This window comes from Pseudoalteromonas sp. P1-30 (assembly GCF_001400005.1).
Lineage (GTDB): Bacteria > Pseudomonadota > Gammaproteobacteria > Enterobacterales > Alteromonadaceae > Pseudoalteromonas > Pseudoalteromonas atlantica.
Genome location: NZ_LKBC01000001.1, coordinates 348,501 through 372,209, shown reverse-complemented (window position 1 = coordinate 372,209; position 23,709 = coordinate 348,501). Strand labels below are relative to the sequence as shown.

Sequence of the window (23,709 nt, the reverse complement as noted above, 5' to 3'; positions counted from 1 at the left end):
GAATTTGAGCCAAAAAAAACGGTGCATCAAGCACCGTTTTTTTAGTTTTTACGATAACTAATTACTTAGTTAAATCGTCAAAAAACTTTTTAACGCCGTCAAAAAAGCCTTGCTCTTTAGGACGGTTTTTTGAGCTATCTTTGCCCATGCTCTCGTCTAACTCTTTAAGTAACTCGCGTTGACGCTCGTTTAAGTTAACTGGCGTTTCAATCACTACTTTACAAATTAAGTCACCTTGAGCACCACTACGAACCGATTTAACACCTTTGCCACGCATACGGAACATTTTGCCCGTTTGTGTTTCAGACGGTATTTTAAGTTTTGCACGGCCATCAAGCGTAGGCACTTCAATTTCGCCACCTAAACCTGCGGTAGTAAAGCTAATTGGCACTTCGCAGTACAAGTTATTCGCATCGCGTACAAAAATTGGGTGTTCGCGTACAGATACTTGCACGTATAAGTCGCCAGCTGGCGCTCCGTGCATACCCGCTTCGCCTTCACCGGTTAAACGAATACGATCGCCTGTATCTACGCCTGCTGGAATTTTAACTGACAACGTTTTCGTTTTCTCAACACGCCCTTGTCCGTGACACTTATCACATGGGTCTGAAATAATCTGACCTTGTCCCTGACACGTTGGACACGTTTGTTGAACAGCAAAGAAACCTTGGCGCATTTGTACTTGGCCAGCACCATGACACGTAGTACATGTTTTAGGCTTAGAGCCCGCTTTTGCACCACTGCCATCACACGGCTTACAGCTAACCCATGTAGGTACTTTTATTTCTACTTCTTTACCACGGACCGCTTCTTCTAAGCTTAGGTCCATGTTGTAACGTAAATCTGATCCACGTTGTTGACGCGATTGACGACGGCCACCACCGCCACCAAAAATGTCACCGAACACATCACCAAAAATATCACCAAAATCGCCTTGACCACCACCGCCAAAGCCACCGTGACCGCCGCCACCGCCTTGTTCAAAGGCAGCATGGCCGTATTGGTCATACATTTGACGTTTTTGATCGTCGGTTAAAATCTCGTAAGCTTCTTTTACTTCTTTAAATTTAGTTTCGAGATCTTTATCACCGGCGGTACGATCTGGGTGATATTTCATCGCTAAGCGTTTATACGCTTTTTTTATGTCTCTCTCGCTTGCATCTTTGCTTACGCCGAGAACTTCGTAATAATCGCGTTTTGACATATCTATCACACTACTCTTTTCTATTTGCAGCTAGGCTGCGGGATAAACCGATAAATCACATCGATTTATCATGAAAATTTTAAACCTTAAATACATACAAAAGGCGCGACAAGCTGTAGCCTGCGCGCCTCAAAAGTTCATCCTACCCTAAAAACTTGAGCAAATCATGTTGTTTAGGCTAGTTAGAAGCTTAGCTGACAATTACTTGTCGTCTTTTACTTCTTCAAACTCAGCATCAACTACATCGTCGTCTTGCTTGGCAGACTGTTGTGGTTGCTCGCCTGCATCTGCGCCACCTTGTTGCGCTTTAGCTTGAGCGATTTCCATTAGCTTTTGAGACTTTTCAGCAAGTGCTTGCGTTTTAGCTTCAATTTCTGCTTTGTCATCGCTCTTAATAGCAGCTTCAAGGTCAACAACAGCTGCTTCAATTGCATCTTTGTCTTCGCTTGGTAGCGCATCGCCAGCTTCTTCAATTTGCTTGCGAGTACCGTGTACCATTGCATCAGCTTGGTTACGAGTTGCTACTAGCTCTTCAAACTTTTTATCTTCTTCAGCGTTAGCTTCTGCATCACGAACCATTTTTTCTACTTCTTCATCGCTTAAGCCTGAAGACGCTTGAATCGTGATTTTTTGCTCTTTACCTGTATCTTTATCTTTCGCTGATACATGTAAGATACCATCCGCATCTACATCGAAAGTTACTTCGATTTGTGGAGTACCACGTTGTGCTGGACGAATACCTTCTAGGTTAAATTGACCTAGAGATTTGTTGTCGCTAGCACGCTTACGCTCACCTTGTAGTACGTGAATCGTAACGGCAGATTGGTTATCTTCTGCTGTAGAGAACGTTTGCGATTTCTTAGTAGGAATCGTTGTATTTTTCTCAATTAGCGCGGTCATTACTGAGCCCATTGTCTCAATACCTAGCGATAATGGAGACACGTCTAGTAATAGTACGTCTTTAACGTCACCTGCTAATACACCACCTTGAATTGCCGCGCCTACTGCTACAGCTTCATCAGGGTTAACATCTTTACGTGGCTCTTTACCAAAGAACTCAGCAACTGTTTTTTGTACTAGTGGCATACGTGTTTGACCACCTACTAAAATGATATCGTTAATATCATTTACAGATAAATCAGCATCCGCTAGAGCACGTTTAAGTGGCTCAATTGACTTAGTTACTAAGTCTTCAACTAATGACTCAAGTTTAGCACGCGTTAGTTTAACGTTCATGTGCTTAGGACCTGATGCATCGGCAGTTACGTACGGAAGGTTAACTTCTGTAGATTGTGCAGATGATAGTTCGATTTTCGCTTTTTCAGCCGCTTCTTTAACACGTTGCATAGCAAGCGGATCGTTTTGTAAATCGATACCTTGGTCTTTCTTGAACTCAGCTACTAAGTAGTTAATTACGCGGTTATCGAAATCTTCACCACCTAAGTGAGTGTCACCGTTTGTAGCAAGTACTTCAAATGTGTGCTCGCCTTCAACTTCATCAATTTCAATGATTGATAAATCGAAAGTACCACCACCTAAGTCGTATACTGCAACAACGTTTTCACCTTTGTTTTTGTCCATGCCGTAAGCAAGGGCAGCAGCTGTTGGCTCATTGATGATACGTTTAACTTCAAGACCCGCAATACGGCCAGCATCTTTTGTTGCTTGACGTTGTGAATCGTTAAAGTATGCAGGTACTGTGATTACAGCTTCAGTTACTTCTTCACCTAAGAAGTCTTCTGCCGTTTTCTTCATTTTTTTAAGTACTTCTGCAGAAATTTGTGGTGCAGCGCGTTTTTCACCGCCCGCTTCAACCCATGCATCGCCGTTATCAGCTTTGATGATTTTGAACGGCATAATACCGATATCGCGTTGTACTTCTTCGTCTTCAAAACGACGACCAATTAAACGCTTAATTGCAAATAACGTGTTAGTTGGGTTAGTAACCGCTTGACGCTTAGCAGGTTGACCTACTAGAGTCTCACCGTCTTGCGTGTAAGCAATAATAGACGGGGTTGTGCGATCGCCTTCCGCATTTTCAATAACACGTGCTTTATCACCATCAAGTACTGCAACACAAGAGTTTGTAGTACCTAAATCGATTCCAATAATTTTACCCATGAATCTTCTCCAACTTCAAATTCGTTAATACGTTCGATGACTAGTAAATAGGGATGCCACAAAGTTAATTCAACTGTAAAAATGAAAAAAAATTCATTTTTTGTAATTTATTTAACAAAAAACCTTAATAAAAGTAGGGTTTGATGTTTTTTACGCCAAATACACCTATTCAACACAACTAGTCTGACCAGTTGTTATGTGCTATATATGTCTGATAATGATAATTTCAAGGATATTAACGATGCATTTTGATGACTTATTAAAACAAGCCTCTGCTATTTCAAGCTCTTCTTCGGGTTCGCTTGCCAATAACAGCAATACAATGGAGTTTCCTGCTAATTGGTGCCAAGGTAGAACCGCTTTTGGTGGCCTTTCTGCTGCACTACTTTATCAAGCAATCAGAAAACACATTGACCCAAGTAGACGATTACTGTCTTTAAGCACTAATTTTGTTGGGCCGCTGCTTGCCGACACGCCTTTTTCATTGTCAGTTGAAATTTTACGCCAAGGTAAAAGCAGTACTCAGGTATTAGCTAAAGTGATTCAGAGTGAACAAGTGTGCGTTATTGTCCAAGCGTGCTTTGCTATTGATAGGCAATCGGGTGTTAATGTACCGGTTAGTAAAGAGATGGGATTAAAGCCTGTGGATGCACGTCATACATTGCCGTTTATTGAAGGGCAAATGCCTGAGTTTTTTCAGCATGTTGATTTATGTCCGCAGCAAGGCGCTATGCCTTTTAGCGCTGCAGAGACCTCGCATTTAGGCGGCTGGATGCGCTTTAAACATACCCCAGAGGCAATTACCGAAGCACATATAATAGCCCTTACCGATGCATGGCCTCCTACATTATTACAAATGTTTAAACAGCCGGCTCCTGCAAGTAGCATGTCGTGGTATTTAGAATTTGTGCAAGAACCAACGCTTACACCCGGTGAATGGTTAGGCTTTGAAGCAATTACACATCATGCTAAAGGGGGATATGGCTTAGAAGATGGCTGTATTTGGTCGCAATCGGGGGAGCTAATTGCTTTGACACGTCAAACCGTTGCTTTGTTTGATTAAGTACCGCTTAGCTTACTAATGAGCTTAGTGGTAACCACTCATTATTTGTTGATATTTTCCCTTTGCTTTTATAGTTAGCAGGCCTTTATCAAATGTTTTTTGCAGCACTGCGTTGTTAAAATAAGCAGGGCGTGGGGCTTTTGGAAAAATTGGGTGAATATTAACAGGTAATGAGTGCGCATAGTCATTGTTATAGTAATGAAATATGCGCTCATCGAGAATAATTACATCCACCCAGTCTTTCATTAGCCTATCGACTTGCGCACGCTGATTGACTACTTCTTCATAACTTGCAAACTGAGCAACCCCTTTTGCAAATGGGGGTGGTAAATAAGCTGTTGCATTTTGAAATCCTAATACACTTTTATTGTTTAGTTCATTTATCGTCTCAATAGTAAAGTTGCGCTTTTTAAGTGATACCGCCACATTTTTGTAACTCAATACAGGCTGACTAGGGTAAATACCTGCGCCGCGCTTTCCTGCGTAATTAAGCAGTATATCCACATTACCGCTATGCAGTTGCTGCTCGGCGCGCTTGTTAGACATGTAAATAACCACAATATTATCTAAGCCTTGCTCAATAAGTGCCGCTTTAATTATATTAAGTTGTATACCCGTATCTGTTTTTTCTATTACATAGGGAGGAATAGTCGCACTGGCAGCAATCACAATTGGCTGTTTTTGCCAAGCGGCAGACACTGGCGGGCTTATAAAAAACAGCTAATAAAGCAAAGTAATAACAGCCTCACATCTATCCTTAACGTATTGTTATTGCGCTTAATGATGAATCGCGTTGTATTAATAACTTAAATATAGCAAAATTGCGTAAACATTCTTCTTTGATGGTTATAACTTGCAAACAATTTGCCCGTGCTGCGACCTAATAATTGATATACCCGCAATAGCCGATAAGCAAATGGCCGTGTGCCCGCATTGTCACCATAAGTTGTGCGAAGGTGATGTAAACAACGACAGTAAAGTGGTTGCTCTAAGTATTGGCTCATTGCTAATGCTATTAAGCAGCATGTTTTACCCGTTTATTTCTTTTAGTAGCAGCGGCATAACGCAAACCATCACCCTGCCCGATGCTGCCCGAATTTTATTTAATTACGACAGTGAGTTACTTGGCTTATTTATTGATTTAAGCATTATTGCGCTGCCAATGAGCTTACTGGTCATTCTTATTCCTATGCATCTTGGGCTTTTGCAATCCTTGCCAGAGGCCATCGCTAGGCGATTGCTCAAGTTTACCTTGGCCCTTGAGCCGTGGATCATGTCTGAAATATTTTTAATTGGGGTGTTAGTAAGCATGGTTAAAATTATGTCGCTTGCCGATATTAGTTTTGGCACCAGCTTTTGGGCATATATTGGCTTTGTTATTATGTATATTGCGGCGCTTGCCCATTTAAATAAGCCGCGCTTATGGGCACATATTAAACCAGCAACAACACTCGAAGACGCAGCACATGCCAAACGCGCTATTGATCAAAACATTAAAGCTTGCCACGTATGCCATCAGCTGTGTAAAAGTAGTATTTGCCCGCGTTGTCACACTAAAACCCATGTAAGAAACCCCAACAGTGTTCAAAAAGCAACGGCATGGTTAGTGACCTCTGTGCTGTGTTACATACCTGCAAACCTATTACCAATAATGCACACCACCAGCCTGGGTGATGTGTCACCGTCAACCTTAATTGGCGGCGTACTGACACTTTGGAAAAGTGGTTCCTACCCCATTGCTGCCATTATATTTTTGGCCAGCGTAGTGGTGCCACTGGCCAAAGCCTTTGTGCTTAGCTTTTTATGCATTATGGTGGCAAAACCTGCTAACAAGCACACAAAAGGTTATACTAAAATTTATCAACTTACTGAATTTATTGGCAAATGGTCAATGATCGATGTATTTGTTGTTGCTATACTCGTTGCCTTAGTGCAACTAGGCAACTTAATGTCAATTACCCCAGGGCTAGGCATTGTATTTTTTACTGTTATGGTAATATGCCAAATGATGGCTGCACATGCGTTTGATCCGCGCTTGTTGTGGGATACACCAAAAAACAAACATTCAGAGAATAAAGCATGACCGAAACGGCTAATGTAACAACAAAACCAAAAATTTCTGCTATTTGGATTATTCCACTGATAGCCTTATTAGTTGGTATATGGATGTTGTATCAATACCAAGCAAATGTAGGCCCTACTATTTATATAAAAATGCCCCACGCAGAGGGCATTATTGCAGGTAAAACAGAAATAAAAGTGCGCAGTGTTAAAATTGGTCAAATTGATGCTATACGCCTTTCTGACTCGCAAGATAGCGTTATTGCCCGCGCACAAATAGACAAAAACTATAATGAGCTCCTCACCGACGATGCTAAAATTTGGGTTGTTAAACCCCGTATAGACGAAACGGGCATTAGTGGTATGAGTACGCTTTTGTCGGGTGTTTATTTAGAGTTTTCACCGGGGGAGAGTAAAAAACTAAAAGAGCGTTTTGTATTACAAGACGAGCCAGCCCTTATTGGTAAAGATGTAAAAGGTGGGCGTTTTCAGTTACTCAGCTACAACGCTGAAGTGCTAGAGGTCAGCACTGGGATATTTTTTAAAAACTACAAAATAGGCCAAATAGAAACCGCTACTTTTGACTGGAAAAACCAAGCAATGAAGTACGGTATTTTTATTAACGAGCCGTATCAAAACCTCATAACATTAAACTCTATATTTTGGGTTAATGCCGGCATTGAAATAGATTTGTCGGCCGATGGTATTAATATAAGTACCGGCTCATTAAGTAAACTCCTCAAAGGCGGTATTTCGGTTGGCTTACCAGAGCAACAAGCCCCAGGCGACTTAGCCCAAGACGGCCACAACTTTTCGCTAAGCCAAAGCTACAAAGAAGCACTAGAAGAGCGCTTTTATGACTTTGATTACTACATTATTGATTTTGAACAATCTATACGTGGCCTAAGACCCGGCGCGCCTGTGGAATATCGCGGCACCCGAATTGGTACCGTGGTAGAAGCCCCCGCTAACGTTATTGTTAATGGCAAACCTGCACATTTTAAAAACCATAATACGGCGGTGCCGGTACTGATTAAAATAGAGTATGGCCGTTTATATCACGATAGCGCAGCGGCCAAAGAGTTTTGGCAAAGTAGCCTAACCGGCTGGATAAAAAATGGTATGCGCGCTTCTTTAAAACCTGGCAACCTTTTAACTGGCGCAGTGTATGTAGATTTTGATATATACCCCGACGCACCAAAAGCGCATTTAGCAAAGCTTGCCCAGTATGATGTATTTCCGAGTATTTCTAGCGGTATTACGGTGCTTGCCGATCAGGTCTCGGATGTGCTTAACAAGGTAAACGATTTAAAAATTGAAGACAGCCTAGCGCAAATGCAGGCTACATTTAGCGACTACCAAGCGCTTGCTAACGAAATGCGTGCGTTATTAAGCCAAAAAGATACCCAAAACTTACCCGGCGACTTTAACCGTAACTTTGATAAAATGACCAAAAGTATGGAGCAGTTTGAAGTGACCATGCGTCAATTTGATAAAACCATGGCAAGTTATCAGGCCGGCTCTGAGTTTCATCATCAATTACAGCAAACCTTGCTTGAATTTAAACGCTTAAGTGAAGAAATTCAGCCGCTTACACGGGGTTTAAACGAACAACCTAATATGTTTATTTTTGATAAAGCACTCCCTGCTGATCCACAACCAAGGAAGCAATAATGAAACACTTATTTTTAGCCATAACCGTGTTAATTACCCTTGCAGGGTGCAGTGCGTCAATTCAAACCGCAACGCAGTATTATCAGTTTGAACAACCCATTGCTTCATCATCACGCCATGTAAAAGAAACTGATGCCCAATTAAGAGTGCAAACCGTGGCCCTTAGAGGCGCATTAAATAATTTGGGCATAGCAATGAAAATTGATAGCAACCAAATTCATGCGGCAAATTACAACCTATGGGGTGAATCGCCCGATGTGATGCTCACCGCTACAGCGCAACAAACCCTTTTTAATGCAATGCCTAATTGGATGGTTATTAAGGGCTTACCGGTAATTACCGAGCTTGATCAGCAAACGTTTTACGAGCTTGAATATGAAGTGCACCACTTTAATGGTGATATGCAAGGCAACGCTGATATTTCTGGCCTGTGGCGCTTATATTACACCCACCCAGAAACCGGCCGCCGCCTAATTAGTGTGCATAATTTTTCGCATGTAGTTCCAATAGAAGATGACGGTTACGATGGCTTAGTGGCTACTCTTGAGCAAACTTGGCAAAACATAAACCTAAGCGTAGCAAAAGCCATAGAGCAAGCGCGACTTTAGTAACCATATATAATTACGGCGGTTTTATCATTATTAATAACCGCCTTGCCTACCCTATTAAAACCTAACTTTAATAATACACACTGAGATGCGGTGTTATTGGCTGCGCAGATAGCACTGACCTGCTTTATCCCAAGTGTGTGCCTATTTTGTAATAGCGCTTTGGCCGCTTCAAAGATATAACCGTTTTTCTCATAACGGGTTAACAAGGCAAAACCTAAATCTGGCAGTTGCAGTACGTCGCGTTTATAAAAACCCACAACTCCTACTACTTCACCATTGTGTAAAGTAATAATATAAGGGCCAAACCCTTGGTGTTTATGGGCTGCCCTAAACGATTGCTCAATGTAGCGCTTGGCATCGCTGTGCGTATAAATGGCTTTATCGCCAATATATTTTATAAAATTTGGCTGATTCACCAAAGTAAGTAACATGGCTGCATCGTGCTCATTTGCATAGCGCAATAATAAACGTTGGGTTTTAAATACGGCCTCCACATTATCTCCTATAAAAAGTTATTTTGTACGTAAATTTTTATTGACTGAAATACAAAACCGGATTATTTTTGCGCCGATGTTTTTACAGGCACAACAATAGCGGCATGCTTCTCTTGCACCGTCTGGCGCCAAAGCCAACGCGTTTCCCTTTCGCTATTAATTTAACATAACAGCAAAGCACCCTACGCGGCAAAAGCAGTGACTTGGCACGTAATAACTATTACCTGCTTTGTTTTTGTTAAGCAATTTATTATTTAAATATGCTTTTAATTTTGTGAATCTTTAAATGCTTGAACCTTCTGCATTAAGTTTACTGCCACCAGCGGTGGTTGTGGTATTGGCTGTTGTTTTACGCCGCCCTATTTTATCTTTACTTATTGGCGCTTTAGTTGGCTTAGTAATAGCCGACCCAGCTCAGGTGCATGCTAACTTTGCCAGCACATCACTTAAAGTAATGACCGACGAAACCATAGGTTGGTTAATACTCGTGTGCGGAGGCTTTGGCGCTTTAATCGCTTTATTAGTGCGCACTGGCGGTGCGTCGGCGTTTGGCAAATTAGCGCTAAAATACACTAAAGGTAAACGCTCTTCTTTATTTATGACCTTTTGTTTAGGTGTGGTTATTTTTATTGATGACTATTTAAATGCGCTTACCGTTGGTGAAACGATGAAACGCATTACCGATAAATTTAAAGTTAGCCGAGAAATGCTTGCCTACGTTGTAGATTCAACAGCGGCACCTATTTGCGTACTTGTCCCTTTATCGACTTGGGCTGTATTTTTTGGCGGCTTGTTAGTCGATAACGGCATTGCCGAGGAAGGCAAAGGCATTGCGGTATATATTCAAGCCATTCCTTATATGTTTTACGCCTGGTTTGCAGTATTGGTGGTTTTGTTAGTGGTACTGGGTGTAATACCTGCTATTGGGCCTATGAAAAAAGCCGAAAGGTTAGCACAAGTTGAGCAAGCCACTGTAGACCCTGCGCAATTTAGTGATATTCAAACAGCCGACGAATACGCTGTAAAAGCAGTAGAAGAAAGCTTTGAAGATGCCGACCCTAAAGGAAAATTGCACAACTTTTTACTGCCTATAATTTTACTAGTAGCCTTTACAGTTTACTTTGAAATAGATGTATATAAAGGCTTATTGGCAACTATGGCGGTAACGCTTCCTTTTTATGCACTACAAAAATTAATGAGCTTTAGCGAAATGATAGAGCGCATGCTTGATGGCTTTAAAAGCATGATACCGGCTATTGGCACTGTAATAGCGGCATTTATATTTAAAGATGTGTGCGACTTAATTGGCTTAGCGCAGTTTGTGATCGGTAGTTTGAGCCCGTACATGACTGCCCAATACTTACCGGCGGTGGTATTTATTGCTATGGCAGTGTTAGCGTTTGCTACAGGCTCTAGTTGGGGTATTTTTGCTGTGTCGATCCCAATAGTTATGCCACTGGCAACTGCCGTTGATGCTAATATTCCGATGGTTATTGGCGCGTTGTTATCGGCCTCATCATTTGGTAGCCAAGCCTGTTTTTACTCAGACTCTACCGTACTTGCAGCACAAGGCTCTGGCTGTAATTTAATGAGCCATGCAGTAACACAACTGCCTTATACATTAATTGCCGCGGCACTTGCCGTTGTCGGCTTTATTGTTATGGCATAAATTAAGTTAATACAAATAAAACACCCCAATGTAGTACTACATTGGGGTGTTTTACCAATCCACAATAATACTTAATTAAGCGGATTGGTATTATTTAGCTGTATAAATATATATAGCTTATTTTTGTAATTTAATACCATTGTAATAGGTTTCAAGCGATTGAATTTTGGTTTGATTTGGTAAATCAGCAAAGTCGCTTTCTACAAACTTAGTACCACGTAACTGCACATTTAAACGTGCGGCTTGTGGGTTTAGCATAGTTTGTTTGTAGTACTGCTTAATATCTTCAAGCGTTACTTTTTCAACTTCATCAATTAGCTTTTGCTTAGAGTCAAAGTTAAAGTTTTCACGATACCAATCGGTAATAAGTGGCCCCATTTCATCGCTTAGGTTTTTAGGCTGCTCTTTTAGTGATACAAGCGTGGCATTTTTAAGTTGAGCAAAAGTATCTAAGCTCATATTATCAAGCTCTACCGCGTACTCTTTTTTGAATTGATCAAAACGTGCCTGTATTTCTTTTGGCCCTTTAACAGGTGTTTGAATAAACAAGCCAATTGCCGAGTAATCCTCTATTGGGCGAGCCAGCGCACCTACCGCGTATGCAAGCTGCTCTTCGGTACGCATTTTATCAAATGCAATGGTTCTAAAGTGGCTTTGTAACACCGCGGCTTGCGCTTTTTGTTTATACCCTGGCACTGGGTGAACAGTCATATCAACTACTGCCACATCGGCAACATCAATATCTTTTTGCAATACTCGCGTTTCGCCTGGCTGTGGTAACCATGCTTTACTGCGCGCAAACTCACTCGATGTATGATTGCTTGGTAAAGTGGCACTTAGCTCAGTGGCTATCGATTCTATATCTTGTTGGTTGTAATTACCGTAGCTAAATACACGTAAATCGTTGGTGGCAAATGTGGCTGTTTTTAGCTTGTTTAAATCGGCAACGCTTAACGATTCTGCCGCTTTTATCAGTGCCTCTGTATCAAAGCTGCCTGTGCGGATAAGTTTTGAGTAGGCGCCAAATGCTTGTGCATACGGAAATTGCTTTTGCTGATTTAACAAGCCACGTTTGTAGCGATCAATTGCTTGGGTAAATGCTTGTGCCGTTACATCGGCTTTTAACCCGCTTAGCGCTTGTTTTAAAAGTACATCTTGCTTATCGGTAAAGCCACTCATTGATAAAACTAAACCATTACTTGGCGCAAGGTTTACACTCATGCCGGCAATGGCGGCTTCGGTGCTTAGTTGGCTTTGTTGAATGTTATATAAGTCGGCCCATACTGAGTAAAGTACTTCAGCATTAATATCATTTAAGCCTGGCTGGGTATTAATATATACCTCAACCAACCCCTTTGGCTGGGCAGCAAATTTTTGGCTTGCTTGGCGCCATACTTTTACGCCGTTTTTATCGTAAGCCAGTTCAGGGTGTTTTTGCTCTTTAAACTCAGCTGTTTTAATAGCAAAGCTTTCAGGTAGTAAGTTATTTACACTTGGTAAAGCAAGCTTAAACTCGCTTGATGTTTTCCAACTGGCAATTTCGGCATCGCTAATATCTTCTATGCGGTATTTACCATCATAAAAATGCAGTTGCGAGTCGGTTTCTTCTTGTTGCGAAATATACCAAACGCGCAGCGTATCGGCATTTAATTGTTTAAGTACCTCGTTTATCGCCTCTGCGTCAAATTTGGCATAATAGTAAGGCGCATCAATGGCATGATTTAATGGGTAATCTTGCATGCTACCAGTAAGCGAGCTGACATAGCTAAACTCATCGCCTTTTTCTAAAAACTTAAATTGATTGCTAAGTGATGTACGAATTTCATTAAAGTACTTAGCATCTACACCTTCTTTTTTAATCAGTTCAATGTATTGCATAATAGTTGCGACAATTGTTTCGCGGTTTTTCATGCCTTCATCGGTTAATTCTAGCGAAATAGTAAGCGCGCCGTAATTGCCGTACTGACTAGGAGAAGGAGACGCTGTTAATTGCGATACCCAGCCTTTGTCGCGTAGTAATTGTGCCGGGCTACCTGGCATCTCATTACTTAATAAATAACTGACATAACGGTTAGGTTTAACCGCAAAGTCGCTGCTGTTGTTATTAATAGTAAACTCAAGTTGCAGCTGTTTTACGTCTTCATTAGGTGAGTAATATACTTTTTTGCCACCGGCTTTATCAAAATCAAGCTCTGCAATAACGGTTGGCTTTTCAATGTGTTTATTTTCGATATCGGCAAAATAAGTTTTTGCTTTTTGCTCCATTTGCTCAATTGGCAAATTTGAAATAAGCGCCACTTTCATGATGTTAGATGAATAGTATTTATTGTAAAAGTCGACCGTTTCTTTGTGTAATTTACTGCCTTCTTTGTCTCCTAGCGTTTCTAGGTTACCAATTAAAAAGCGATTTGCCGGGTGATCACCCATCATTTTACGGGCAAGTTTAAACTGGCCAAAAAAGTCCATTTCGCGGCGCATTGACCACTCGGCATTTACAGCGTTTTTTTCTTTATCTGCATATTCAGGGTACAGCTTGGGGGCTTTAAAAAAATCAGCAAAACGGTCTAGCGCTTCATCAAAGGCATCGTTATTAATTTTAAACATGTAGTTTGTAATATCGAGCCAGGTATACGCATTATTTACCCCGCCATTTTTGGTCATAAAGTCAGAGTAGCCTTTTGTATCGGGGTAGCGCTCTGTGCCTAAAAAAAGCATATGCTCTAAGTAATGTGCCATACCCTGCTGCATCATAGGGTCGTGTAGTAAGCCTACGCCTACACTTAGCGATGCTGCTGATTTTTCAGCGCTTGGATCAGAGACTAAAATGACTTCTATTTCGTTTTCGAGGGTAAGGGTTTTATATTCGCGCGTATCATTTGGGCTTACAACTAATGTGTCTGAGAGTAAGGAGCTTTGCGAAGAACTAGCAACCGATGAGGTAGATGATGTATTAGTACAGCCACTTAAAACTGCTAAAGCGATGACGCTAAAACCAAGAATTTTTTTCATTTTGTTTTTCCATTAAAATTGCGCTTAGGATGCGCTAAAAACAACGTAATAGAGCTAAATTAACACTAACAATTAAGGGTTTACCACAAAATAATACTAATTTATGTAACACATTGTGAAAAACACCTGCATACTTAAAGTCAGTAAAATAATAACGAAGGAAATAGGATGGAAAAAATAATAATACTCGCCATGTTTGCACAAGTAACGTTATCGCTCGTTGTAATGTTAATTATGGGCAAGCGACGCTTTGCTGCTGCAAAAAACAAACAATTACAGTTGAGCGATTTTAAAACCATGCGCCTTGATAACGCAGGCGATACCGTGCGCGTAGCAGATAGAAACTTTACCAATCAGTTTGAAATACCAGTGCTTTTTTATATCGGTTGTATTGTTGCATTGCAACTTAACAGCGCTAGCTACTTAATTACTGCGCTTGCGTGCTTATTTGTTATTTCGCGTATTGTGCATACGGTTATTCATATTGGCAGTAATAATGTAAGGCTGCGATTTAATGTTTTTTTACTAGGCTGCGCCAGTGTGTTTGCTTTATGGCTCGCGATTGTTTGGCGAATTTTAGCATTTTAGTAAAAGCGGCTTAATTAGCCGCTTTTTTATTTACTCTTTAACACTTAATTAGTATTTAGCGCGTTTTAACCGTTTACCCACACCAAGCAGTGCAATTAAGCAAAAACCAACACCCATACTCCCACCCGAACTGCTTGATGAGCCAGCCTCTGCCGATGAATCGTCTTGGCTTATTAATGTATTGGCTGTTGGGTTTAAGTTGGCAGATGAAAGCGGGTCGTCATCTAATACCACCACACTATTAATAGTTACAAAGTTAGCGCTGCTAAGAGCGACATCGCTACTTGAGCATTGTTCACTGGTTATATCAACCAATGGGATATCGCCGCAGTGTACCAATCCAGCAATATTATCGAGCGTAGCTTGGCTTTGCGCTGTAATTTGTCCAAATACTGTAAAACCGCCATTTTGGGCATCAAGCGCTTCGCTATTATCAACCATATTAAAAAACCACTGGCTCGTTGCACTGTTTTCATCGTTGGCTAATTTAGCCATCGCAATTGTGCCCTTCACATTAGATAAAACAGGCTCATTAACAACAGCAGGCTTGGTGGTTATTGGCACTAATTCGTCGGTAAATGTAAAGCCACCACCTTGTATTACAAAGTCGCTGACTGAGCGGTGTATAACGGTTTGGTTGTATGCGTCATCTTCAATATAACTTAAAAAGTTAGCAACCGTATTGGGGGCTTGTTGATCAAACAAGTTAAGCTCTATCACCCCGTGCGAAGTTTGCATTTCAACAATAGTGGCTTGGCTAGTAAAGCACGAAAACGCAAGTAGTGAGCCAATCAGGCACTTTTTCATTATGAGTCCTTTTTGTTATTGTTATTGTTATTTAAATTAAGTGTTAATTCTAATCCACACTATACGCCAAGGAAAAGCATTTAGAAGGCACAACTACAATTAACACCCTTTTAGTTACACTTCATTACATATTCTTTTAAATAACACTCGCTGTATTCGCTTAGCGTAAAGCATTTAATAATTTAATATTACTTTTAAAACTCGAATATAAAAAAGTATAAAATAAGTACGTTATTTATCGCTAAATTAGTTTAAACTAACCGCCTAATAAATTAAGCACACCATAATAAATGGGTATTTCATGCGTATAATTATTTTATTTTCAGTTATTTTATCTGTTATAGGTTGTACAAACTCACCTTTAAACACCTCCACTGCCCCACAGTATATTACTGTATTACATACTAACGATAATCACGGGCGCTTTTGGCATAACGAAAAAGGTGAATATGGTATGGCGGCGCGTAAAACGTTAATTGACGCTTTACGCAACAAAGCTCAACAGCAAGGCCATGCAGTATTGCTGCTTTCTGGCGGTGATATTAACACCGGTATACCTGAGTCAGACTTACAACACGCAGAGCCTGATTTTAAGGGGATGTCGTTACTCGGTTACGATGCTATGGCAATTGGTAACCATGAATTTGATAATCCACTGAGCGTTTTAACTAAGCAACAGCAATGGGCTACCTTTCCCTTACTGTCTGCAAATATTTTTGACAAAGCAACTGGGGAAATCGCATTTCAAGGCTATAAAATTTTTGAAAAGGGGGGCTTAAAAATTGCGGTTATAGGACTTACCACTACAGACACCGCTAAAATAGCTAACCCACAATATATTGGCCATTTAGAATTTAAAGACCCTGTTGATGTGACGGCAGCTCTCGCTAAAAAAATTAATGAGCAATACAACCCCGATATCACTATTGCACTTACTCACATGGGCCATTATGTAGATGCAAACTTTGGGATTAATGCCCCGGGCGATGTCACACTTGCCCGCTCTTTACCCGCTAATACCTTAGATATGATTATTGGTGGTCACTCGCAAGAGCCGGTTTGTATGGCAGCTAAAAATAAAAATGACGATAACTTTAAACCCGGTCTTGCGTGTAAGCCCGATCAGCAAAACGGCACATGGATTATGCAAGCACATGAGTGGGGCAAGTATGTGGGTAAGGCAGAGTTTAAGCTAGAGAACGAAAAGCTCACCCTACTTGATTATAAATTGTTGCCAGTTAATTTATATGTTGATGAAATTCAAGCCGATGGGTCTAGTAAACAAGTATTAGCCAACGAATACATTAAACCCGATCCGACCCTAGAAGCTTTTTTAGCAAGTTACCAAGCAAAAGGCGCAAAACAAATTGCAGGTAAAATTGGCAGTGTTGATACGCGTTTAGAGGGCGATAGAAACAAGGTACGTTACCAACAAACTAATTTAGCGCGTGTGATTATACAGGCACAAATGAATGTAGTTGGCGCCGACTTTGGCCTGATTAGTGGTGGCGGAATAAGAAGCTCTATTGAAGCTGGCGATATTAGCTATAAAGATATTTTAAAAGTACATCCGTTTAAAAATCGCATTACTTACATGGACTGGCAAGGGCGTGATTTATGGAACTACTTAGAAACAGTGACCAGCTTCCCAGTGGATGCAGGTGCCTATTTGCAATATCACAAATTAGCGTTTACCCGTAAAAATGGCAAATTAGTCAGTGTACTCATTGATGGTAAGCCACTTGATGAAAATAAAACTTACCGTATGAGTTTAAATAGCTATAACGCATCAGGTGGTGACGGTTACCCTGCTATTAATAAACTCAAAGGGTTTGTGAGCACAGATGAAACCGATGCCCAGGCACTTAAAACCTTTGTATCGCAAAATAGTCCACTTAAAGCTGCGCAGTTTGCACCTAAATAACAAAACGTTATTAAAAGATAATGTTTAAGGAAAGTAGCTGACTACTTTCCTTTTATTTCTATGTTTCCCTTTGCAATATTTATTAAACCGTAACTGTGTAAACGTGAGCGAGAGCCCTCGCCATATGCTTTAGGCGGATAATAAATATCTTTCATATCAGGGTGTTCATTTAAGACTTCGTCTAGGGCTGCACGAATTTCACTGAGGGTTTTTTCTAAGCTGATATTAAAATTTGGCCGCTTGCGTATAGTATGCCCAAGCTCAATCAACCTATAAAAGTACTTATTAGCAAGCTCTATAAGCTCATCTGGCACGTATTTATTTTGATTTAGCACAACATCTTTATTATCACGACAAAACTCTATTAATGCTAAATAAAAGCATAACGGTTTGTTAGCTAAACACACTGTAGCCTCAGGCATATAACTATTACTGAGTGTTTTAGTGTTTAAATCAATGATCAATGCCAGCTCTTTTGGTTTCCCTAAGTCAGTATCAGCGTTTAATGATGGGCCTTTAGCACCTACAGGCATACCTATAATAGACTTCAGCCATTTGCTAAATAAAATACTCAAAACCAAAAATAACAAACAAATTAAAAACCTGTTTTCTGACCAAAAATGTGCGTTTTTCTCAAACACTAAAGAGACATGGGTAGTGCTCGACTTGAGTGTTCTTATAAACTGGTTTGGCTTTAAAGTTAAAGGTTTAGCAGATTTTGGCACAATTTTAACTAAGCGAAGGTTATTGTCTAAATAGCCGTTGAGCTTTAATAAGTAGTCTTGCACTGCATGTTGGTTACCCGAGTGCTTTAAGAGCTCATTAGAGAGCGCAATTAACGGTAAATCCAGCGCAACTTGTTTTTCGGTTTCAATAACCTGGCGTTTAATAGCGTCACTCTGCTCATTAATTACAGACACATAAAACACTAAACAGTTAATAATAAAAACAGCGCAGCCAAAAAAAACATATTTATACTTATCCATTTTTAACGCTCTCATCTTTAGCTGTTACCTGCTCTGAACTGCAATCCCAGTATGATTGCGCCTCTTTGTAATAACTCAGTGTTTGCTCCTTTGACATATCAAGAATATGACGCTGTACAGCACATAAAAGGTCTGTATTGTTTTGCTGCATTTTTAGATACCAGCGCGAACCTGAAATTTTATTACTTAAAGGGGTTATATAATTTTTTGAAAAACGAGCAGCATCACTTTCTTTCCAAAAAGACGCAATAATATCGACCTGCCCATTAGCTAATAAGTCACGAAGCTCGCTGTGCGAACTGGCGTAAGTAATATCTAAATTGGCTAAGTTAATATTTAAATCTTTAAACATTTTCTTTGGAAGTATATGGCCAGAGCGGCTTGTAGGGTAATCTAATAAGCCTATACGCTTATCTAAAAAGTATTGTTTTGTTAAGCGTGGTTTTTCTTTTGAGGAGATAAAAAATGCGGTGTAATCAGAAAAGCCCACCACAGATTGATAGTTATAAGTTAGCTCTGCATTAAAGGCATCCATTATATTATTTTTTGCAAGTACGAGGTCTGCAATCCCTTTGCCGACAAAATCGAAGCTTTCCGTTGTACTGTCACCCCAGTAACCTTTAACTGAACCGTATTGTTTCGTTACCACGGTATCAAGGCATAGAGACTCTGTAAGCTTCTCTGCCACGCTTTGCGATGGCGTAAATACAATAAGCTGATTTTTGTTTTCACTGGCTGTTGTATAACATTGTGTTGACGTTTTTATTAGTTCTGGGAAATTTATTTCATCACTTTTAACGCTCACCTTTCCAACAGACCATGCAGCAACCATAACCAGAAACAAAAGTGTAACAAACGACAGTTTATGTAACATGACCTTTCCAAACCCCATCAATAAGATGTACCTAACAACCCTAAGGCTTTATTTGAACAATATTATTTACTTATTACAACAGGTAATTTTACCCATCAAAGGTAAGTCATTGATTTAACGCAATTATGAATAAGAAATAATGAATGCTCTTGACTCCTTTCTATATTTAGCAAAAACAATCACAATGTTTACACCAGCTAATAGGTGAATAAAAATAAATGCAGGAAACATTGATGCGCATTAAAATTGCTACTCTCGTAGCAACAACGTTAATAATTGGTGCTGTTTTTACAACTTCTAAAGCGTATGCGTGGGGTCAAAATGGTCATCGAATTGTTGGGCATATTGCAGAGCAACATTTGAGTGACGAAACAGTGCAGAACCTGTTGCCACTATTAGAAGGACAATCCCTAGCTCAAATTTCTACTTGGGCAGATGAAATGCGATCTAGTCCTGAACTATTTTGGCGTAAAAAATCTTCACGCTGGCACTACATAAACCTTCCTAAAAATAAAACACTTTCTCTAAATCACGCACATACACACAGCAAAGACGATGTAACAAATATTCTAGAAGGTATTTACTTCTCTATTAATACACTTCAGTCATCTACCTCTTCCCTTAATGAAAAACAGTTTGCTTTAAAGTTTTTAGTTCACTTGGTTGGCGACAGCCATCAACCATTTCATGCTGGGCGAAGTGAAGATAGAGGCGGCAATTTAATTAAAGTTGATTTTTTTGACAACGAAACCAATTTGCATAGCCTTTGGGACACTGGATTAATAGAAAATGAAAACTTAGCTTACACTGAATACGCTAAGTTTATAGATACCGACGATGCAGCATTAATTAAAACATACTTAAACAGCAGCCCTACTACTTGGCTGATGGAATCTCACAAACTGGCCGAAGATATTTATACCTCAACCAGTGATGAAGTGAGCTATAGTTATGTTTTCAAATACAATCCGCTTGTAAAGCAGCGTTTGCAAAAAGCAGGCGTTAGGCTTGCGGGTGTATTGAACTATTTATTTGATTCGTCAGATGACAATAAAAAATTAAAAATAACGACAAAATAACAATCAACCTATAAATAAAAAACCTACACACGGGAATTAATTTATGTTTATACACGGTCTGGAGTATAGCTAAAATAATACAGCTAAAAATGTATTAATTACAAAATGTAAATAATTAATTGTAAAAGGAATTATAAAGTTTGCATTTCATAATACTGTCACATAACGGCGGTAACATAACAATAAGTAATTAATCCAAATTTAGTTAAGTATACAAGTATAAATTGTGCAAATTAATTTTGCATATTACAAGAGTATAAATTCAACAACACTGCTGACTTTATACTACTTAAAATAACAATTTAATTATAACTTTCACGGGAAATGAAAATGAAGACTAAACTTCAAAAAACAGCACTCTCACTTGCTATCGCTGCGTGTGTAAGTGTAAGTGGCGCTGCATTCGCCAACGAAACAACCTCTGCGATTAAGGGTCAAATTACCGGTCCAAACGGTAACCCAGCTCCAGGTACCAAAATAACAATTTTACACGTACCGTCTGGCTCAGTTAAAACAACAGAAGCAAACGATGCAGGTTACTTTACTGCTAAAGGCCTTCGTGTTGGTGGTCCTTACAAGGTAATCGTTGATTCTGATGTTTATGCTGATCAAGAATTTAATAACATTATCCTAAACATTGGTAACGATTACCCAGTAAATGCTGCACTTGAGCCACAATCAAGCATGGAGCAAATTGTAGTAACAGGTGCACCTATCAGCTCTATGTCTGGTGGTACTGGCCCAGCGTCTACATTTACTTTAACTGATCTTGAAAACACGCCTGCTATTAACCGTGATTTAAAAGATATCATTCGTATTGACCCGCGTATCACAATTGATGATAGCCGCGGTTCAATCAACTGTGGCGGTGGTAACCCTCGTTACAACAGCTTAACGCTAGATGGCGTTCGTATGAACGATAACTTTGGTTTAAGCTCGAACGGTTACCCTACTATTCGTGCCCCTTTCTCGTTTGATTCAATTGAGCAAGTTTCAGCTGAGCTAGCACCATTTGACGTACAGTACGGTGGTTTTACCTCATGTAACATTAATGCGGTAACAAAATCTGGTGGTAATGAAGTTCACGGTGGCATCTTCTACGATTTCACAAGTGATTCATTCAAAGGCGACGAAATTGAAGGCGAAGACGTTGATAACGGTAACTACACCGAAAAACGTTACGGCTTTAACGTTGGCTTACCGTTAATCGAAGATAAACTATTTTTATTCACTTCATATGAAAAACTTGAAGGTGTTCAACAGTTTAACTACGACGGTTTAAGCAGCGGCAGTGTAACTGCAGATGATATTGCTCGTATTACAAGTGTAGCTCAATCTGTATATGGTTATGACGTAGGCGGTATGCCTTCAAGTATGCCTGTTGAAGATGAAAAAATCTTAGTTAAATTAGATTGGAACATCAACGAAGATCACCGTGCAAACTTAATCTATAACTACAACGATGGTAATACGGTTTCACAGTCTGATACTGGTTCTAGCCGTGTTTCACTATCAAACCACTTTTACGACCAAAGTGCAGAATTCACATCAATTATTGGTTCTGTTTACTCAGATTGGTCAGATTACTTTTCAACTGAAGTTCGTATTGGTAAATCAGAACTAGATGCAACTGTACAGTCACTTGATGCTGCTAGCAGCTTTGGCGAAATGCAAATTCGTACAGAAGATGGTGGTACGGTTTACATTGGTCCAGATGACTCTCGTCAATCAAATGATTTAGATTACGATACCACTACATTTAAAGTAGCGGGTACTTACTACCTTGACCAACACACAATTACTGCTGGTTATGAGTTTGAAGAGTTAGACGTATTTAACTTATTCGTACAGCATACTGAAGGTGAATATCGTTTTGATTCAATCGATGATTTTGAAGATGGCTTAGCTGACCGTGTTTACTACAATAATGCTGCAGCGACTAACGATCCAAACGATGCAGCTGCAAGCTTTTCATACGCTCAGCATACGTTTTATGTACAAGATGAATACGCATTTACAGACTTAGATGCAAACATCACATTTGGTTTACGCTACGATAAATACACAAGTGATGACGTACCTAACTTCAACCAAAACTTTACTGACCGCTACGGCTTTAGTAACCAAAGCACGTTCGATGGTATTGATTTACTTCAACCACGTGTTGGCTTCCAGTGGTATGCAACAGACGAATTAGAAGTACGCGCCGGTGTTGGCTTATTCTCTGGTGGTAACCCAAATGTGTGGTTATCTAACTCTTACTCTAACGATGGTATTACTAACATCGGTACATTCCGAAGCCCAGTTGATTTATTCAACACGCCAAACGTAAATGGCGGCGCGCCTGGTTTTGAAGTACCACAAGATATGTTTGATGAAGTTGCTAACACTGTTATCGGCTCGGGTGATTCAGCAACAAACGCTGTTGACCCAGATTTTGAAATTCCTTCAGAGTGGAAATACTCAATTGGTGCAACATACACAACTGAAAACGAGTATGTAATTTCACTTGATTACTTATACTCTAAGAAGAAAGATGCTGCCTTAATGCGTGACATCGCACTTCAGGATTCGGGCGAAACTACATTTGATGGTCGCCCTCTTTACGAGTCTATTGAAGGCCGCTCTGGTGAGTACCTTCTTACAAATGTAAGTGGTGATAGCGGTGATTCATCTGTTATTTCATTAGCAGTAAGCAAAATGTTTGATAATGGCGTAAGCGTTAACTTTGGTTACGCATACACAGATTCAGACGATGTTAACCCAATGACAAGCTCTGTTGCCGGCTCAAACTACGGTAATATTGCGCTAACGGATCCGGGTAACCCTGGTGTTGCATCATCAGATTACGAAATCCCGCACCGTTTTACTATGACGCTTGGCTACACACATGAATTTGTAGATGGTTTTGCTACTCGCTTTAACCTATACGGTGAAGCATACAAAGGCTTACCATACAGCTACACGTTTGATGGTAGCGATCGTAACTTCGGGGATAGCAACTGGAACGGTAGCCGTCAGTTACTTTACGTACCACTTGAAAACGATCCTAACGTTGTTTACGACATGAGCGCTGATGAAATTAACGCGTTTAACGACTTTATCGCGTCTAACGGTTTAGAGCGTGGTGAAATCACTGGCCGTAATGCTGAAAACTCAGATTGGTTTGTTAAATTTAACTTTAAAGTTACTCAAGAATTACCAGGCTTTATGGATGGCCATAAAGGTGAAGCGTTCTTCGTAATTGATAACTTAACTAACCTATTAAACGATGATTGGGGCGTACTTAAAAAAGGTCCTTTCGTTGGCGCTAGCATGATTTCTACAACGATTGATGAGCAAGGCCGTTACGTTTACTCAGGCTTTAATGAAAACAACGCAAATACATCAGTACAATCTGATGCGTCATTATGGCAAATGCGTGTAGGTGTTCGTTACACTTTCTAATCGCATTAACGTAAAAAAACGACTAATTAAAGCCCATCTTTTGATGGGCTTTTTTTTACCAACCAGCTTAATTAAATGATCTATTTATCCCCTCAAAA

17 protein-coding genes are annotated in these 23,709 nt (G+C 40.0%); 9 read left to right on the top strand and 8 right to left on the bottom strand.

Annotation, left to right across the window (positions count from 1 at the left end):
- Positions 1-61: 61 nt before the first annotated feature.
- Both dnaJ and dnaK read right to left on the bottom strand, forming a co-directional pair.
- Positions 62-1,204, bottom strand: coding sequence for a molecular chaperone DnaJ (gene dnaJ / locus AN395_RS01630; protein ID WP_024031901.1), 1,143 nt, complete (start codon positions 1,202-1,204; stop codon positions 62-64).
- Between the two features lie 201 nt (positions 1,205-1,405).
- On the bottom strand, positions 1,406-3,325 hold the full coding sequence (gene dnaK, locus AN395_RS01625) for a molecular chaperone DnaK (protein ID WP_024031902.1): 1,920 nt from the start codon (positions 3,323-3,325) through the stop codon (positions 1,406-1,408).
- Positions 3,326-3,566: 241 nt separating this feature from the next.
- On the opposite strand from dnaK, the gene AN395_RS01620 reads away from it, so the two are divergent.
- Entirely contained in the window at positions 3,567-4,388 is an 822-nt protein-coding gene (locus AN395_RS01620; RefSeq protein WP_054981851.1) for a thioesterase family protein, read from the top strand.
- 24 nt (positions 4,389-4,412) lie between these two features.
- Here the strand turns inward: AN395_RS01620 and AN395_RS01615 are convergent, their stop codons facing one another.
- Positions 4,413-5,087 carry an ABC transporter substrate-binding protein gene (locus AN395_RS01615; RefSeq protein WP_200910430.1) on the bottom strand — a complete coding sequence of 225 codons (675 nt, stop codon included), beginning with the start codon at positions 5,085-5,087 and terminating at the stop codon, positions 4,413-4,415.
- Positions 5,088-5,304: 217 nt separating this feature from the next.
- On the opposite strand from AN395_RS01615, the gene AN395_RS01610 reads away from it, so the two are divergent.
- From AN395_RS01610 to AN395_RS01600, 3 genes are read left to right on the top strand one after another with little or no spacing between them, the layout of a single operon-like run.
- Positions 5,305-6,471 (top strand): paraquat-inducible protein A, encoded by a 1,167-nt coding sequence (locus AN395_RS01610; RefSeq protein WP_235576545.1) that lies wholly within the window; start codon positions 5,305-5,307, stop codon positions 6,469-6,471.
- Positions 6,468-8,123 (top strand): intermembrane transport protein PqiB, encoded by a 1,656-nt coding sequence (gene pqiB, locus AN395_RS01605; protein WP_029771939.1) that lies wholly within the window; start codon positions 6,468-6,470, stop codon positions 8,121-8,123. Before AN395_RS01610 ends, pqiB begins: the two co-directional genes overlap by 4 nt.
- Complete coding sequence (locus AN395_RS01600; protein ID WP_024031907.1) at positions 8,123-8,731, top strand: membrane integrity-associated transporter subunit PqiC; 609 nt, start codon at positions 8,123-8,125, stop codon at positions 8,729-8,731. The genes pqiB and AN395_RS01600 overlap by 1 nt, the downstream gene beginning before the upstream one ends.
- Here the strand turns inward: AN395_RS01600 and AN395_RS01595 are convergent.
- Positions 8,728-9,228, bottom strand: a complete 501-nt coding sequence (locus tag AN395_RS01595) for a GNAT family N-acetyltransferase (protein ID WP_054981849.1) — start codon at positions 9,226-9,228, stop codon at positions 8,728-8,730. The genes AN395_RS01600 and AN395_RS01595 overlap by 4 nt on opposite strands.
- 286 nt (positions 9,229-9,514) lie before the next feature.
- Here AN395_RS01595 and AN395_RS01590 point away from each other — a divergent pair, with 286 nt between their 5' ends.
- Positions 9,515-10,897: a Na+/H+ antiporter NhaC family protein gene (locus tag AN395_RS01590; protein WP_054981848.1), complete on the top strand. Its 1,383-nt coding sequence runs from the start codon at positions 9,515-9,517 to the stop codon at positions 10,895-10,897.
- A 117-nt stretch (positions 10,898-11,014) separates the two neighbouring features.
- Here the strand turns inward: AN395_RS01590 and AN395_RS01585 are convergent, their stop codons facing one another.
- Entirely contained in the window at positions 11,015-13,906 is a 2,892-nt protein-coding gene (locus AN395_RS01585) for an insulinase family protein (RefSeq protein ID WP_054981847.1), read from the bottom strand.
- Positions 13,907-14,074: 168 nt separating this feature from the next.
- Between AN395_RS01585 and AN395_RS01580 the strand changes: the two genes are divergently transcribed.
- Entirely contained in the window at positions 14,075-14,494 is a 420-nt protein-coding gene (locus tag AN395_RS01580) for an MAPEG family protein (protein WP_054981846.1), read from the top strand.
- A gap of 48 nt (positions 14,495-14,542) precedes the next feature.
- On the opposite strand, the gene AN395_RS01575 is transcribed toward AN395_RS01580, so the two are convergent.
- Complete coding sequence (locus AN395_RS01575) at positions 14,543-15,301, bottom strand: peptidylprolyl isomerase (protein WP_054981845.1); 759 nt, start codon at positions 15,299-15,301, stop codon at positions 14,543-14,545.
- A gap of 301 nt (positions 15,302-15,602) precedes the next feature.
- Here AN395_RS01575 and ushA point away from each other — a divergent pair, with 301 nt between their 5' ends.
- Positions 15,603-17,225: a bifunctional UDP-sugar hydrolase/5'-nucleotidase UshA gene (gene ushA / locus AN395_RS01570; protein ID WP_054981844.1), complete on the top strand. Its 1,623-nt coding sequence runs from the start codon at positions 15,603-15,605 to the stop codon at positions 17,223-17,225.
- Positions 17,226-17,266: 41 nt separating this feature from the next.
- Here the strand turns inward: ushA and AN395_RS01565 are convergent, their stop codons facing one another.
- Entirely contained in the window at positions 17,267-18,211 is a 945-nt protein-coding gene (locus AN395_RS01565; RefSeq protein ID WP_054981843.1) for a hypothetical protein, read from the bottom strand.
- The gene (locus AN395_RS01560) at positions 18,204-19,085 is read right to left on the bottom strand and encodes a hypothetical protein (protein WP_004588735.1); all 882 of its coding nucleotides are present in this window, start codon (positions 19,083-19,085) and stop codon (positions 18,204-18,206) included. Before AN395_RS01560 ends, AN395_RS01565 begins: the two co-directional genes overlap by 8 nt.
- Positions 19,086-19,318: 233 nt before the next feature.
- Here AN395_RS01560 and AN395_RS01555 point away from each other — a divergent pair, with 233 nt between their 5' ends.
- Together AN395_RS01555 and AN395_RS01550 are read left to right on the top strand one after the other, a co-directional pair.
- Complete coding sequence (locus AN395_RS01555) at positions 19,319-20,164, top strand: S1/P1 nuclease (RefSeq protein WP_054981842.1); 846 nt, start codon at positions 19,319-19,321, stop codon at positions 20,162-20,164.
- A gap of 330 nt (positions 20,165-20,494) precedes the next feature.
- The gene (locus AN395_RS01550) at positions 20,495-23,611 is read left to right on the top strand and encodes a TonB-dependent receptor (RefSeq protein WP_054981841.1); all 3,117 of its coding nucleotides are present in this window, start codon (positions 20,495-20,497) and stop codon (positions 23,609-23,611) included.
- Positions 23,612-23,709 lie beyond the last annotated feature (98 nt).

What these genes read in the sequence shown, in the direction of transcription:
- dnaJ (WP_024031901.1), bottom strand. Translation starts at nt 1,204, where the DNA reads ATGTCAAAACGCGATTATTACGAAGTTCTCGGCGTAAGCAAAGATGCA.
- dnaK (WP_024031902.1), bottom strand. Translation starts at nt 3,325, where the DNA reads ATGGGTAAAATTATTGGAATCGATTTAGGTACTACAAACTCTTGTGTT.
- AN395_RS01620 (WP_054981851.1), top strand. Translation starts at nt 3,567, where the DNA reads ATGCATTTTGATGACTTATTAAAACAAGCCTCTGCTATTTCAAGCTCT.
- AN395_RS01610 (WP_235576545.1), top strand. Translation starts at nt 5,305, where the DNA reads ATGGCCGTGTGCCCGCATTGTCACCATAAGTTGTGCGAAGGTGATGTA.
- pqiB (WP_029771939.1), top strand. Translation starts at nt 6,468, where the DNA reads ATGACCGAAACGGCTAATGTAACAACAAAACCAAAAATTTCTGCTATT.
- AN395_RS01600 (WP_024031907.1), top strand. Translation starts at nt 8,123, where the DNA reads ATGAAACACTTATTTTTAGCCATAACCGTGTTAATTACCCTTGCAGGG.
- AN395_RS01590 (WP_054981848.1), top strand. Translation starts at nt 9,515, where the DNA reads ATGCTTGAACCTTCTGCATTAAGTTTACTGCCACCAGCGGTGGTTGTG.
- AN395_RS01585 (WP_054981847.1), bottom strand. Translation starts at nt 13,906, where the DNA reads ATGAAAAAAATTCTTGGTTTTAGCGTCATCGCTTTAGCAGTTTTAAGT.
- AN395_RS01580 (WP_054981846.1), top strand. Translation starts at nt 14,075, where the DNA reads ATGGAAAAAATAATAATACTCGCCATGTTTGCACAAGTAACGTTATCG.
- AN395_RS01575 (WP_054981845.1), bottom strand. Translation starts at nt 15,301, where the DNA reads ATGAAAAAGTGCCTGATTGGCTCACTACTTGCGTTTTCGTGCTTTACT.
- ushA (WP_054981844.1), top strand. Translation starts at nt 15,603, where the DNA reads ATGCGTATAATTATTTTATTTTCAGTTATTTTATCTGTTATAGGTTGT.
- AN395_RS01565 (WP_054981843.1), bottom strand. Translation starts at nt 18,211, where the DNA reads ATGGATAAGTATAAATATGTTTTTTTTGGCTGCGCTGTTTTTATTATT.
- AN395_RS01560 (WP_004588735.1), bottom strand. Translation starts at nt 19,085, where the DNA reads ATGTTACATAAACTGTCGTTTGTTACACTTTTGTTTCTGGTTATGGTT.
- AN395_RS01555 (WP_054981842.1), top strand. Translation starts at nt 19,319, where the DNA reads ATGCGCATTAAAATTGCTACTCTCGTAGCAACAACGTTAATAATTGGT.
- AN395_RS01550 (WP_054981841.1), top strand. Translation starts at nt 20,495, where the DNA reads ATGAAGACTAAACTTCAAAAAACAGCACTCTCACTTGCTATCGCTGCG.